This is a genomic window from Amycolatopsis sp. QT-25 (genome assembly GCF_029369745.1).
Taxonomy (GTDB): Bacteria; Actinomycetota; Actinomycetes; order Mycobacteriales; family Pseudonocardiaceae; genus Amycolatopsis.
Genome location: NZ_CP120210.1, coordinates 2,195,178 through 2,208,948, shown reverse-complemented (window position 1 = coordinate 2,208,948; position 13,771 = coordinate 2,195,178). Strand labels below are relative to the sequence as shown.

Genomic DNA, 13,771 nt, shown 5'->3' with positions numbered 1-13,771 from the left:
AACCCGGCCCGTGCGGATCATCACCTTCGGCGGCATCGCCGCCATCCACGGCGCCGAGACGACCGACAACTTCTGCATCGGCGGCAAAACGGCACTCCGCACGCCACGACCGCCCCAGGGGAAAGACGATCGCCGATCCTTGAGTGACCCGGCGATGAGGAAGTCAGGAAGATCCGGCCGGGCCGACGGCGTCACCTTCCCCGCGGTGGCGCCGGCTCCGGTAGGCTCGACGCCGGCGTCGAGCCTGCGCGACGTCCAGATCGCCGCCCGCCACGCCGACCGCGTCGTAGCCGAGATCCTCAAGGTGGCGTGCCATCGCGATGTCGGGCACGCCGGCCTGCGTCCTGGGCAAGGTTGTGCTGATTCGCATCCTGATCCCTTCGAGCATTCTCACGTAGATGCAGGCGACGCCACAAGTTCAAGCATGGTCGAGGTCACACGGACAGGTAGCGTAGCCGTCGTAACGGAAAGTCCACTTGACTTCGAGTGTGGTTGAGGTTTTACGTTGGATGGGTCGAAGCGTGCTCGGAAAGGACTCCATGAAATGAACGTTCCCGATCGTTACCGCCATGCCGCCATTCCGCACCTCATGGTGGACGGCGCCGCCGAGGCGATTCGGTTCTACACCAAGGCGTTCGGTGGGCACGAACTGTTCCGTATCGCCGACCCGGAAGGCACCATCATTCATGCCGAGGTCAGCATCAAGGGCTCGACCATCATGGTCGGTGACGCCGATGAACCCTTCAAAGCTCCCGATGCCGCGGGTGGCTCGACGGTGGGTCTGCATGTCTATGTCGATGACGTGGACGCGTTCACCGACCAAGCCGTCCGCGCGGGCGCCACGCTGCTCCAGCCGCCGACCGATATGTTCTACGGAGCCCGGTCGGCCATGCTGAAAGACCCCTTCGGACACGTCTGGGTCTTTCTGACCCATACCGAGGACCTGTCGGCGGAGGAGATCACCCGTCGCGGAACCGACTTGCTCAGCACCGGCAGCTTGTTCCCCCACTGAACAACAAGCGGGGGATGGCCCTACGCACCACGCTCGTACGGGCGTCGACGGGTTCTCGCTGAAGCCGCCGTCCACCGCGCTGTTGCTTCTCCCAGCCGGACACCATCGCATCCAGCACGGCGTCCTCGGAGTGGAGAAGGAGTACGCCTTCGCGCAGCTCCGTCCGCGCCGATCCGGGAGGCAGCTCGCCCCGAGCGCCCCACTCCCACCCACAAGCCAACGACCTCAACGCCTTTCACTCGACGCAATTCCGCGCGGAGCGCTCGTAGCATGGGGTCATGCGAGCGACCGCGGGCGGGTATGGGGCTGTGGCTGGGTGGGAAGTCGCGCGGCCATGCAGGCCCAGCCTGGTGAGGGGGGTCAGCATGGCAGGTTTCCGCAGTCGGGGCGTGGGCCCGGTCGACGTGCGCGCGGTCCCGCACCCGGCCGTCACGCTGGTCTTGGAGTTCGGTGACGGCCCGCTCGTGGTGGACAATGGCCGGGGGCAGCGCGGAAGCCTGGTGGCCAGGCTCGCGTTCGGCGGAGTTCGGGTGCGGGGTGGGAACGTCGAGTGCGTGCAGGTGCGTCTGTCCCCCGTGGTCGCGTACACCGTGCTGGGTGCCGGGTCGGCGGAACCGGGCCGGGCGGTGGTGGCCCTCGACGACCTATGGGGCCGGGACGCGGCACGGATCCGGGAGCGGCTCGGCGAAGCCTCGTCGTGGCAGGACCGTTTCGCCTTGGCGGACGCTGTGCTCGTCCGCCGACGCGAGACGGGGCCGTCGGTGGATCCCGAGGTGGCCTGGGTCTGGGACCGGATCGCCGTCAGCCGTGGCCGGGCGCGGGTCGAGGAACTGGCGGCCGAGGTCGGTTGGAGCCGTAAGCGCCTGTGGTCCAGATTCCGGTCGCAGATCGGCGTGCCTCCCAAGCGCGCCGCGAGGCTGGTCCGCTTCGACCACGCGGCCCGCGGCCTGGCCGCGGGCGGAGACGCGGCCAGGGTCGCGGCGGAAGGCGGGTATGCCGACCAATCCCATCTGCATCGGGACGTCCTGGCGTTCAGCGGCGTGACTCCGGCGGCCGCGGCAGGCCAGGTGTGGCTGGCGGTGGACAAGATCGCCTGGGGAACATTTCTCCAAGACCCGCTTCCGTGAGCACGCGAGAGTGAGCCGGGCCCAGGGCCCCCGCCGCCGGTATCCCGGCGACGGAGGAGGACGGCACCCAGGACAGGAGTGTGTGACATGGAGTTGTACGGCGCGAAGGTGCTGGTGACAGGCGCCACCGGCGGGATCGGGCAGGCGCTGGCGGTCGAACTGACCGCCCGTGGCGGCGAGGTGGTGCTCACCGGGCGCCGTACCGGCCTGCTCGAACCGCTGGCCGAAAGACTGGGCGGCCGGGCCATCCCCGCCGATCTGGCCGACCGGGACGCGATCGAAGAACTGCTGAACACCGCGGGCGAGATCGACGTGCTCGTAGCCAACGCCGCGCTGCCGGCGACGGGCCTGCTCGCCGACTACTCCCTCGGCGAGATCGACCGCGCGCTGGAGGTCAACCTCCGCGCGCCCATCGTGATGGCGAAGCTGGCCGGGGAACGCATGGCCGCCCGCGGCCGCGGTCACCTGGTCTTCATTTCCTCACTGTCCGGGAAGACCGCGTCCGGGCAAGCATCCCTCTACAACGCCACCAAGTTCGGGATGCGCGGCTTCGCCCTCGCGCTCCGCGAGGACATGCGACCGCACAACGTCGGTGTCTCCACGGTGTTCCCCGGCTTCATCCGGGACGCGGGCATGTTCGCCGACTCCGGCGCGACCCTGCCCCGCGGGGTCGGCACCCGGTCACCGCAGGACGTGGCGCGCGCGACCGCGCGCGCCGTCGAGCACAATCTCGCGGAGGTGGACGTGGCGTCACTGGGCCTGCGCCTGGCCGCCCTGATCGGCGGCACCGCGCCCAGCCTGGCCGCCGCCGTCCAGCGCCGCATGGGCGGCGACAAGGTCACCGGCCAGCTCGCCGCAGGCCAGCGCTACAAACGCTGACACCCTCGCCCATCGGCCACGTCCGGCGAGGAGCAACGACCCACGGCCACCCGGCCGCGGCGGCCGTCCTCACAGCGGCGCAACCGTTGCCGGCTGCCCACACGGTGAAGATCCACTCATCGACATGAGCTGATCTTCACGCCGGCGACGGAGTCCGGTGGTCAGCCGGAACTCAGCCAGGACCTGCTTCGGCATGATCGAGAGTCTCCCCGACCTCAGGACCGTCAGCGCGGTGTCAGGCCGGTACGACCGCCGGCCGCGCCCACGACTCACCACGCTGCCCCGCCTGGTGTCTTTTCTCGAACTCCGAAGGAACAGGTGTCGACGGCGTGGAGCGGGGTATGCGGTGGTTGGCAGGTCGCATGAATCCCGAGTTCAGGAGGAGCTATGGCCACAGGTGAAACCGGTTTCGACGACGTCACCTACGACCTCGTGTCCGTTCAGTATCACGCGCTGAAGGCTGGTCACGACTACGGGCAGTACGTCCGAGACGCCGACAACGCCGGTCGCTCGGACATCGCCGACTTCTTCCGCAAGGTCATGGAGGAGGATTCGGCGCGCGCCAAACAGTGCCATGAATTCCTGAAGGACCTGTCGGGCAGCTCGGAATCCGGACCAGCCGTCTCCTGACAGGCGACAGGACGACCCGGCCGGCCTTTGCCGCGGCCGGGTCGTCCTGGACACGGGGAACGTGGTGGCGTGGCTTTCCGCTTCGTGCGTCGCGGCCTGCGATGACCTCGCCGCACGCTCGGCTCGAAGCCGCGGGACACACTGCCGCACAGGCGCCGGTCCTGGTGAAGCGCATCGATCAAGATGTTCCCGGCCATCGCCTCCGGCTCGGTCCGGTCGCATTGCGATGACGTGACCACGCCGTCACAAGGCGCGGGTGACGGATGGCATCCCTTCCCCCGTCGCCCTTGCGGCCGGGGGCGGCATCCTGTGCACCGGACTCGCGGTCTTCGAGCTCACCGTGCGGCTGTTTCGCGCACAGCGGTCCTTGATGGATCTCAGTACTCACGGTTTCGCATCCGACACCTCCCATCCTGGCCAGATAGGACGATTCTTGGCCAAGAACAGTGGGCGATCAAGGGAGCGACGATGCGAAGATGCGCCCGGCAATACCGTTCGAGCTATGGAGAACCCGCCACTTCAGGATTCCTCGACGGACCCGGCGGAAGAAGGTCCACACCGTACCCACTCGCCATCCTCAGTCCCTTCCCCTGTTCTCGGTCTTGTCGAGCTTGTCGAACAAGGTGACCGGCTGACCGGCCGGAAGCCGCTGATGCCCCAGGCAGGCGGTGCATCAGGACCGGGCCGTCACCACTCACGAGGCGTTTCGGGTCGTGCCGGTTCGCGATTTCCTCGGTTACCCGATCGACCTCGGCGACCGAAGAGAGATCCGCCGGCAGGAACGTCACCGCAGCCGGCAGATCCCGGCGTGCTCGGCCGATCACGGTCACCTGATCGCCTCGGGCCGCACGAGCGAGCGCGGTGGCGCGGCCCATGCCGGTGGTTCCGCCGGCGACGATCACGATCTTCGTAGTCATGGCATCATCGTGAAGGGCCAGTCGTGCAGACGAAAGAAGGCACTTCGATGTCCGATACGTACACGGGTGTGCCCTCGGTGCTCGCACAGGACCTGCCGCGCCCGGTGCCGGCCGTCGAACCGGGCTCCTGTCCGGTCGGCGCCGTCTTCGATCGGCTCGGCGACCGCTGGAGCTTGTTGGTCATCGTCCTGCTCGGCGGCCGGGCGCACCGCTACAACGAACTGCACCGTGCGATCGAAGGCATCAGCCAACGCATGCTCACCAGAACCCTGCGTGCGCTGGAGAACGACCATCTCGTCGCGCGCACCGTGCACGCGACCGTTCCGCCCGGCGTCGAGTACGACCTCACGCCCTTGGGACGATCACTGTTGACACCGGTCTCAGCACTGGCCGACTGGGCTGTCGCACACGCCCACGAGCTGCGCACGTAGGTACTTCGGCGGCTCAGGCAAGGCAGCGCGGCCAGGCGGGGCCCATGCCCGGGGCCGACCGTCGCCAGGGGTGGGTTCGAGTTGGCGGGATGCTTCTTCTGTGTCCGAATCCGGCGCGCAAACGGGGTCTCAGTCAAGAGCGAAGGCGACGAACGGCTCGATCTCACCTTAGGAGGGGGGCAGGCGTCAGAATCGACACAAGATCGCCCTCGGACACGAAGAAGCCCAGGCCGCGTGGCCTGGGCTTGTGCTCCCCCGCTTGGACTCGAACCAAGAACCCTCCGGTTAACAGCCGAATGCTCTGCCAGTTGAGCTACAGGGGATCGTACTCCGTACCGGCCGGATCGCTCCGACCGATGAGAGAACTTTAGCCCATGCCCCCGGACGGCCGTGCACCCACCCCCACTTTGTCCGGTCACCTCGTCAAGCTCGCGTTTTGAGGGACAATGACAGCCGGAGCAAGATCGAACGGAGGCGTGGACTCGGATGAAGATGTTCCTGCTGGGTGCGGCCGCGGGCTACGTACTGGGCGCGAAGGCCGGCCGGGGGCGGTACGAGCAGATCGTGCGGACCTACCGCAAGATCGCGGACCACCCCATGGTGCAGGGCGCCGCCGGGGTCGCTCGCGCCAAGGTCGGTGAGCGGTTCGGGCGGCCTCAGCGCTGACCGCACCCGAGACGAATCGAAAGGGCCTTTGACCGCGCGAGACGCGGTCGAGGGCCCTTTCGCATCCAAGCGATTCAGCCCACCGTGGCAACCACGAAGACGCGCCGGAACTCGAACCAGGTGGTTCCGTCGGGGCGCGGCGGGTAGGCCTCGTCCAGTTCGCGGGCGACCCGCGCGCGGAAGTGGTCCCAGCCGGCTCCGGTGAGAGCCTCCTTCACCGGTCGCAGCGAGGTGCCGGTGATCCATTCGAGTACGGCGTCCTCCCCCGCCAGCCGCTGCAGGTACGTCGTCTCCCAGGCGTCGACGGCGCAGCCCGCGTCGGCGAGCAGGTTCCCGTAGCCGAGCGGGCTGTCGACGGCCTCGTTCTCCCGCAGGACCACGTCGGCGAGGCGTGAAGCCCATTCCTCGGTGCGCGCGAGGGCGCGGACCAGGGCGTGTGACGGGGCGTCGAAGTTGCCGGGGACCTGGAACGCGAGCGTCGCCCCGGACGGCAGGAGGTCCACCCAGCGGCGGAGCAGGTCCCGGTGCTCCGGGACCCATTGGAGGACGGCGTTCGAGATGACCACGTCGGTGTCCGGTTCGGGCACCCAGTCGTTGACGTCGAGCACTTGCGCGTCGACGCCGCGCGAGCGTGCGGCTTCGACCATTTCGGGTGAGCTGTCGCTCGCTTCGATGATCGCGTCCGGCCAGCGTCGCGCGAGGCCGGCGGTCAGGTTGCCGGGTCCGCAGCCGAGATCGGCGACCCGGCGGGGTTTCCCGGCCGGGATCCGTCCGACGAGGTCGTGGAACGGCCGGGCTCGGAGGTCGGCGTAGTCGAGGTACTTGACCGGATCCCACATGGCGCCTCCCAGCGATACAGTACAAGCGTACTGCTAGCCGTGGGGCTTCGCCAGCTTCTCCGCCGCTTCCTCCGCGATCGCCTCGACCACCGCGACGTCGGTGCCCGGATCGGGCCGCACCTGCAGTACCGTGCCGTCCTGGCCGGGGACCTTGCGCTCGACGAACCACGCCCCGCCGGTCCCGAAGTCCTTGCGGTGCCGCCCGCGGACCGAGCCGTCGACGCGGTGCCGCACCAGGATCGGGACCTTGCCCGGCCGTCCGAGCCTGAACCGGACCGGGGTTCTGTCGGCCAGCAGCACGGCCTTCCCCGCGGTCCCGATCTCCTCGGATTCGGTCAGGGTCAGCACCCCGTCCGACCACGCGGCCTTGCCGACCAGATGCCAGCCGACGCGGCGCGGCCCCGGAATCCACAGCCCCAGCGCCGTCACCAGCAGGTACCCGCCGCCCTCGACGGCCGCGCTCCCGACGACGTGCTCGCCGTCGTCCAGCGAGCCGTCGAAATCCGCCGGGACACGGTCCCCCAGCAGGTGACGCAGCCAGCCCATGCTCAGTCCAATCCGCCGATGGCCTGTTCCTTCAGCGCCTTCCGGTACTGCTCGAGCGCGACGAGGTCGCCGAACAGCGCGCGGTAGTCGTCCGGCGCCTCGACCGGGGAAAGCCGCTGGAGCTTCGACTTGATCTCGTTGATCTGGCGGCCGACCAGGCCTTCCTGCACCGCCGCGAGCTGGGCGGAAATGTAGCGCGAGTCGACCTCGCCCTTGGCCCGCAACGGTTCCACCGAAAGTTCGCTGAGCACCCGTCGCACCGTCCCTTGCGGACAGTGCGGGGCGGCCGCGTCGAGCAGGGCGGGCCCGGTCAGCCCGGAACCCGCTCCCCCGGCGGACAGCAGCGCCTTGTGGATGGCGACGTAAACCGGATGGGTGAACGCGTCCTCGGGGAGCGCGTCGTACTCCGCCCCGGCGAGCATCGGCTGCTGGAGCGCCGCCTTGAGCGCCTCACGTTGCGCGATGAACCGCGGATCGCCGGGCGCGGGCCTCGGCAGGTCCTCTTCGACGGTGGTGGTGGCCGCGGCGGCGGGCCGCCGGACCTCGATGGTCGTGGAGCGCTTCGCCGTGGCACCCGCGCTGCCGCGTACCCGGTTCACCACCTGCGCCGCGTCCTGCCAGCCGACCCACCAGGCGAGTTTCGACGCGTAGCCGTCGCGGCTGGCGCGGTCCTTGATGCCCGCGACCATCGGGACGGTCTTCTGCAGCGCCGCGACCTGACCGTCGACGGAGTCGAGGTCGAAGCCCTTGAGCATGCTCTTGATCGCGAACTCGAACAGCGGGGTCCGCCGCGCGACCAGGTCGCGCACGGCGGTGTCACCCTTGGCCAGCCGCAGTTCGCAGGGGTCCATCCCGTCGGGGGCGACCGCGATGTAGGTCTGCCCGGCGAAGGTCTGGTCGCCCTCGAAGGCCTTCAACGCCGCCTTCTGGCCGGCTTCGTCACCGTCGAAGGTGAAGATCACTTCGCCGCGGAAGGCGTCGTCGTCCATCATCAACCGCCGGAGGACCTTCATGTGATCCTCGCCGAACGCCGTGCCCGACGACGCCACGGCCGTCGGCACTCCGGCGGCGTGCATCGCCATGACGTCGGTGTAGCCCTCGACGACGACGACCTGATGCCGCTTCGCGATTTCGCGTTTGGCCAGATCGAGGCCGAACATGACCTGCGATTTCTTGTAGATCGGCGATTCCGCGGTGTTCAGGTACTTCGCCGACACACGGTCGTCGTCGTACAGGCGCCGCGCGCCGAACCCGACCACCTCGTTGCCGACGTCGCGGATGGGCCAGAGCAGCCGCCGGTTGAACCGGTCCATCGGCCCGCGCTGGCCTTCCTTGGCCAGCCCGGCGGTGAGCAGCTCCTTGACCTCGAACCCGCGGTTGAGCAGATGTTTGGTGAGTTTGTCCCAGCCGGCCGGCGCGTACCCGCAGCCGAACGTCTGCGCCGCGGCGGCGTCGAAACCCCGTTCGGACAGGAAGTCCCTCGCCACGCGCGCGTCCGGGGTGAGCAGCTGTTCGGCGTAGAACTCCTGGGCCGCGCGGTGCGCTTCGATCAGCCGGGCGCGGGTGCCGCGATCCCGCTGGACACTTCCGCCGCCACCTTCGTAGGTCAGCCGGAACCCCGCGCGATCCGCGAGCCGCTCGACGGCTTCGACGAACGAGATCAGGTCCATCTTCTGGATGAACTTGATCACGTCACCGCCTTCGCCACAGCCGAAGCAGTGGAAGGTGCCGTGGGTGGGGCGCACGTTGAACGACGGGGTCTTCTCGTTGTGGAACGGGCAAAGCCCTTTCAAGCTGCCACCGCCGGCGCTGCGGAGGGCCACGTAATCCCCGATGACCTCGTCGATCCGGTTGCGCTCGCGCACCTCCGCGATGTCGCTGTCCCGAATCCGTCCTGCCACGCTCATCACTCTAGTTCTTCCTCGCGGAGCACTGTGCGGCACACTCGGGGAATGAGCACCGCCCTGGACGAACTCGCCGGGAACTTCACCGCGTTGCGCCCTCATCTGGTGTCGGTCGCCTACCGGCTCACCGGCACGCTGTCCGACGCCGAGGACGCGGTCCAGGAGTCGTGGCTGCGCCTGAGCGGCCTCGACGATCGCCGCCGTTCGGCCATCGAAGACCACAAGGGCTGGTTGACCACCGTCGTCAGCCGCATCTGCCTCGACCGGCTGCGGTCCGCGGTGGTGCGCCGCGAACGGTACGTCGGCGAATGGCTGCCCGAACCGGTCCTCGGCCCGGTGGGCACGCCGTCGTCGGAGGATCCGCTGACCGTCGCGGTCCGCGACGACGGGATGCGGATGGCGGCGATGGTGGTCCTCGACCGGCTCACGCCGGAGCAGCGCGTCGCGTTCGTCCTGCACGACGCGTTTTCGGTGCCGTTCGGCGAGATCGCCGGCATCCTGGGCTGCACGCCGGAGGCCGCGCGCCAGCACGGTTCCCGTGGGCGCCGGGCGGTCGCCGACGCCGATCCGCCGCCCCGGACGGCGCTCGCCGAGCAGCAGCGGATCATCGAGAGGTTCATGACCGCGATGCTCACCGGCGACATCCAGGCGGTGGCGGAGGTCCTGCATCCCGACGTCGTCCTCGTCGGCGACGGCGGCGGCAAGGCGCGCACGGCGGTGCGGACGGTCGCCGGATTCGACAAGGTCACCCGGCTGTTCCAGGGACTCATGCGGAGGTACGACCCGGCCGGGATCGAGCAGGCCAGGCTCGCGCTCGTCAACGGCGACCTCGGGCTGTACATCCCGCCGCAGGCGGCCTCCGGCGACTACCGCGCGCTCGACGAGCACGTCGACGCGTTCGTCATCCGCGACGGGAAGATCGTGGCGATCTACGACGTGGCGAACCCGGACAAGCTCACCACCGCGCGGACCCGCGTCGGCCCCTGACGCAATTCGTCACCTGCTTGCGATGGTTCGGGCGCCGAACCATCGCAAGCAGGTGACGAATTGCGTGGGCAAGGTCAGGGAAGCGGGATCTTGCAGGCGTCGCCCGAAGTGAAGCCCTGCGCGGTGATGTCGAGGGCGCTGTTCATCCGGGCACGCATGTTCTCGAGCCCGATCTGGTAGGTCAGCTCGATGACGCCCTTGCGGCCGAACTCGCGTTCCAGTGCGGCGACCTGCTCGTCGGTGACGGTCACCGGGCTCGCGGTCATCGCGTCGGCGTACGCGAGCGCGAGCCGTTCCTGGTCGGTGAAGGCGGGCGACTTCGCGTAGTCGTCGATGTTCTTCAGCCGTTCGATGTCGAGCCCCTCGTGCAGCTGCAGCATGGTCCCGAAGTCGATGCACCACGTGCAGCCGAGCTGGGTCGCGACGCGGTACACGGCCAGTTCGCGCACGTTCGACGGCAGCGTCTTGCTGGCCTTTTCCGCCAGCAGTTCGTGCATGCCGTTGGCCCGGAGCAGTGCCGGGTGGTGCGCGTAGACGGCCATCGGCTCGGGCACGGCCCCGAAGCGCTTGCCGGCGAACTTGTAGATCAGCTTCAGCAGGAAGCCGGCTTCGGCGGTCTTGACGGCGGGAATGCGCGGCATGGTGTCCTCCTCGTGCGGTTGCGGTCACCTCCTGGACGAGGCCGTCGTCGCGGACGTGACAGGCGCTCTCCGGTGACGTGGACCACGCGGCCGCGACGGGCTGGATTTAGCCTTTTCGCCGGAACCCCCGTTCGATCGACGAAGGTACGCTTACGCTCAGCGATTCCTTCGCTACCACCGATGTCGTCACACCGGTCTCTTCGGCGCTCCCTCCGCACTCTCCCCCGGAGGAACACATGGACCATCCGAGGCTCGCCGTCGAGAATCCCGCGACCGGGCGGCCGATCACGACCGTCCCGGACGACGGCCCGGCCGATGTCGACAAAGCGGTACGTGCCGCCGTCGGGGCCTGGCCCGCCTGGCGCGTCTCGGATCGGCACGCGGCGCTGCTGTCGTGCGCGGTCGTCGTCGAGGAGGCCGCGCCGGTGCTGGCCCCCGTGCTGACCGAGGAGCAGGGAAAACCACTGCGGGAGGCCGAAGACGAGTTCGCCGAGGCCGCCGCGTGGTTCCGGCGCTTCGCCGGCGCGAGAGCCGGATCGCTGGTCGGTGGCAACGGCCCGATCGCCGCGATCACGCCGTGGAGCTTCCCCGTGCGAGTGGCCGCCAGGCAACTCGCACGGTCGTTCGCCGTGGGCGACACGGTGGTGCTCAAACCGTCGCCGCACACTCCGCTCACCACTGTGCACCTGGGCCGGATGCTGGCGGAGGTGCTGCCACCCGGCGTGCTGACGGTGCTCACCGGCCGGGAGCCACTCGGCGAGTGGCTGCTCGCCGCGCCCGAGCTGAACCGGCTGCCGCCGGAACCGGACGGCAACGATCCCGCGATCGTGCTCCCCGGCACCGATCCGGCCGAGATCGCGGAAAGCCTGTTCTGGAGCGCGTTCACCAATTGCGGGCAGCTTCGTGTGGCGGTCAAACGGGTCTACGCCGCCGGGTCCGCCTATGACGGCGTGGTCGAGGCGCTCGCGGCTTTGGCGGCGAAGGTCGTGGTGGGCGACGGGCGGACGCCAGGGACGCAGCTCGGGCCGGTGAACAACCGGCCGCGGTACGACCGGGTCACCGGCCTCGCCGAGGCGGCCCGGTCGGACGGCGCTCGGCTCGTCACCGGCGGACCACTCGAGGGACCCGGTCACTTCTTCGCCCCGGCGATCGTCGCCGAGGCGCACGACGGGATGCGCGTGGTGGCCGAGGACCAGTGCGGCCCGGTGCTGCCGGTGATCCGATGCTCCACAGTGGACGAAGCGCTCGGGCTGGCGAACGACACGACGCCCGGCTCGCGCGCATCGGTGTGGGGCACGGACGAGGAGCACGCCGTGGAAGTCGCGACGCGGCTCGAATACGGGACGGTGTGGGTCAACGAGCACGAAGTCGGGTGACTGCCCCGGTCAGGGGGTGATCGTCCGTACGTCCCACACCCAGACGCCGTCGACGAACTCGGCGGGTTTCCGCAGCAGCAGGTCGACGGTGGCGCGGAAGGCGTCCTGGTGTTCGCGCGGGATCAGCACGAGGACGTCGGCGTTCCAGTAGCGCAGATCCTCCAGCGCCTGCACCCGCTGCGATTCGGTGATCGTGGCCGGGATGCCGGTCTGCTTGATCTGGTCGAAGATGATCGACGTCGGCCGCTGGATGGCGCCGTAGCGGCCGCGTTTGTCGTCCGGGCCGCTCGGCCCGACGAAGTAGCCCTCCGGCATCGAATAGCCGAGTCCCGCGTCGATCTGCCAGTGCAGGGGTTCGGATTCGCCGGAACTCGGCAGCGGCACGGGCACCACGGTCCCACCGGGCGCGACGTAACTCCGCCAGGTCCCGTCCGCGAGAAAGCGCGGCGTCGGCGGCCGGTCCTTCACGATCAGCTGCGTCGGCGCGATCGGCAGCAGTACCGCGATCACGACACCGATCCACACCAGCCGCAACGGGAATCGCCGCTCCCCCGGCACTTCGGGCAGCTTCGACGCGACCGCGTAGACGCGCTCGGTCGCCAGCGCCAGCAGGGCGCCGACGAGCGGGATGCAACCCATCGCGAGCCGCGATTCCAGCAGCGATTCGAACAGGGGCAGTTCCGAGAAGAGTTTCCACGGTCCCGGGATCCCGGTCTCCTCGTGCACCACGATCAGTTGCACACCAAGGGAAAGCCAGGCCATCACGAACATCGAGATCGCCAGCGCCCGCGCGAAGACCTCACGCCACAGCCAGGCGGTGATCACCACCATCAGCACGATCAACGGCCAGCCGAAGAAGGCGTTCTCCTCGGTGCGGTTCATCGACACGTCCGCGGCGGCCTGCGGTTGCCCCGCGACCGACTGGGTGGCGAACCGGGTGAACGCGGCCGTGTCGTTCCCGACCGGGCCGTGCTCGATCGCCTGATAGCTCTGCGGGCCGAAGAACTGCCACCACAGCGGGAAAGCACACAGCACGAGCGCCACGAGGACAGCGATGCCGACACCGAGCCCCAGCGGTTTCGCCATCGGCGGGAACTCTCGGTAGTTCGTCGCGAAGTAGGCGATGGCGAAGAACGCGAACGCCATCGCGAAGATCAGCAGCGGTTCTTCACCGAGGAAGATCTGGTAGGCCGCCAGCAGGCCGAGGAAGATCCCGTTGCGCACCGGGCGCTCGCCGCGCGCGATCTTGAAGACCAGCAACGCGATGAACGGCAGGACGAACCACGCGACGAAGTTCGGGTGCGCGTTGCCGTGCGAGATCATCGGCGGGGCGAAGCCGACGAACGCGCCGCCGATGGCCGCGCCGACCCGGTGGGTGACCAGATGCCGTGAAAACACCCAGTACCAGGCCGCCGCCGTGCCGGCGAGACCACCGGTGAGCGCGATGGCCCAGGTGACCGTCGGGCCCAAGGTGAGCGTGACCGGCGCCAGCGGGATGCCGATGCCGAGCATGGCCGTGTTGGCCATCAGGTTCACGCCGAGCGGATGGTTCTGGAAGTGCGAACTGAGCGGGTTCCTCAGGTGCAGCACGTTGTCCGCGGTGACGGAGAAGAACCACTCCCACAGGTTCTGGTCCGACGCGCTGTTCCAGAGATAGCCCTCCTCGAGGTCGAGCCAGAGCCCGTTGTAGAGCAGGAAGGCGAACAGCAGGAAGCCGCCCATGATGGCGGCGTCGGCGGCGGCGAACCGGCGAGGTCTCGTGGGAGTCTTCTCGGCCTCCACCTCCGTCGCCTCAGCCTGGAAAAGACTCACTGAC

The 13,771-nt window shown here is 68.9% G+C and carries 14 protein-coding genes and 1 tRNA gene; 9 read left to right on the top strand and 6 right to left on the bottom strand.

The window, feature by feature from the left end:
- Positions 1-10: 10 nt before the first annotated feature.
- The 6 genes from P3102_RS10260 to P3102_RS10235 all read left to right on the top strand — a co-directional run bounded on the left by P3102_RS10260 (position 11) and on the right by P3102_RS10235 (position 4,996).
- Complete coding sequence (locus tag P3102_RS10260) at positions 11-496, top strand: hypothetical protein (RefSeq protein WP_276368493.1); 486 nt, start codon at positions 11-13, stop codon at positions 494-496.
- 48 nt (positions 497-544) lie between these two features.
- The gene (locus P3102_RS10255) at positions 545-1,012 is read left to right on the top strand and encodes a VOC family protein (protein ID WP_276368492.1); all 468 of its coding nucleotides are present in this window, start codon (positions 545-547) and stop codon (positions 1,010-1,012) included.
- 365 nt (positions 1,013-1,377) lie between these two features.
- Positions 1,378-2,139 carry a helix-turn-helix domain-containing protein gene (locus P3102_RS10250; protein WP_276368490.1) on the top strand — a complete coding sequence of 254 codons (762 nt, stop codon included), beginning with the start codon at positions 1,378-1,380 and terminating at the stop codon, positions 2,137-2,139.
- Between the two features lie 87 nt (positions 2,140-2,226).
- Positions 2,227-3,018 carry an SDR family NAD(P)-dependent oxidoreductase gene (locus P3102_RS10245; RefSeq protein ID WP_276368488.1) on the top strand — a complete coding sequence of 264 codons (792 nt, stop codon included), beginning with the start codon at positions 2,227-2,229 and terminating at the stop codon, positions 3,016-3,018.
- Between the two features lie 387 nt (positions 3,019-3,405).
- A complete protein-coding gene (locus P3102_RS10240; protein ID WP_276368487.1) occupies positions 3,406-3,648 on the top strand; it encodes an acyl carrier protein in 243 nt (80 codons plus the stop codon).
- Positions 3,649-4,612: 964 nt separating this feature from the next.
- Entirely contained in the window at positions 4,613-4,996 is a 384-nt protein-coding gene (locus P3102_RS10235) for a helix-turn-helix domain-containing protein (RefSeq protein WP_276368485.1), read from the top strand.
- Between the two features lie 250 nt (positions 4,997-5,246).
- On the opposite strand, the gene P3102_RS10230 is transcribed toward P3102_RS10235, so the two are convergent.
- Positions 5,247-5,319 (bottom strand) — tRNA-Asn (locus tag P3102_RS10230).
- Between the two features lie 163 nt (positions 5,320-5,482).
- Here P3102_RS10230 and P3102_RS10225 point away from each other — a divergent pair.
- On the top strand, positions 5,483-5,662 hold the full coding sequence (locus P3102_RS10225; protein WP_007031230.1) for a hypothetical protein: 180 nt from the start codon (positions 5,483-5,485) through the stop codon (positions 5,660-5,662).
- 74 nt (positions 5,663-5,736) lie between these two features.
- Here P3102_RS10225 and P3102_RS10220 read toward each other — a convergent pair whose 3' ends face one another.
- Genes P3102_RS10220 through dnaG form a run of 3 tightly spaced genes read right to left on the bottom strand, consistent with a single transcriptional unit; the run spans position 5,737 to position 8,954 of the window.
- Entirely contained in the window at positions 5,737-6,501 is a 765-nt protein-coding gene (locus P3102_RS10220) for a trans-aconitate 2-methyltransferase (RefSeq protein WP_276368483.1), read from the bottom strand.
- Positions 6,502-6,534: 33 nt separating this feature from the next.
- A complete protein-coding gene (locus tag P3102_RS10215) occupies positions 6,535-7,047 on the bottom strand; it encodes a hypothetical protein (protein WP_276368482.1) in 513 nt (170 codons plus the stop codon).
- A 2-nt stretch (positions 7,048-7,049) separates the two neighbouring features.
- Positions 7,050-8,954: a DNA primase gene (gene dnaG, locus P3102_RS10210; protein ID WP_276368480.1), complete on the bottom strand. Its 1,905-nt coding sequence runs from the start codon at positions 8,952-8,954 to the stop codon at positions 7,050-7,052.
- A 45-nt stretch (positions 8,955-8,999) separates the two neighbouring features.
- On the opposite strand from dnaG, the gene P3102_RS10205 reads away from it, so the two are divergent.
- Positions 9,000-9,938, top strand: a complete 939-nt coding sequence (locus P3102_RS10205; protein WP_276368479.1) for a sigma-70 family RNA polymerase sigma factor — start codon at positions 9,000-9,002, stop codon at positions 9,936-9,938.
- A 74-nt stretch (positions 9,939-10,012) separates the two neighbouring features.
- Here P3102_RS10205 and P3102_RS10200 read toward each other — a convergent pair whose 3' ends face one another.
- Positions 10,013-10,579, bottom strand: coding sequence for a carboxymuconolactone decarboxylase family protein (locus P3102_RS10200; RefSeq protein WP_276368477.1), 567 nt, complete (start codon positions 10,577-10,579; stop codon positions 10,013-10,015).
- Positions 10,580-10,815: 236 nt separating this feature from the next.
- On the opposite strand from P3102_RS10200, the gene P3102_RS10195 reads away from it, so the two are divergent.
- Positions 10,816-11,955: an aldehyde dehydrogenase family protein gene (locus tag P3102_RS10195; RefSeq protein ID WP_276368475.1), complete on the top strand. Its 1,140-nt coding sequence runs from the start codon at positions 10,816-10,818 to the stop codon at positions 11,953-11,955.
- A 9-nt stretch (positions 11,956-11,964) separates the two neighbouring features.
- Here P3102_RS10195 and P3102_RS10190 read toward each other — a convergent pair whose 3' ends face one another.
- Positions 11,965-13,767 carry a glycosyl transferase gene (locus P3102_RS10190; RefSeq protein WP_276368474.1) on the bottom strand — a complete coding sequence of 601 codons (1,803 nt, stop codon included), beginning with the start codon at positions 13,765-13,767 and terminating at the stop codon, positions 11,965-11,967.
- Between the last annotated feature and the right edge of the window lie 4 nt (positions 13,768-13,771).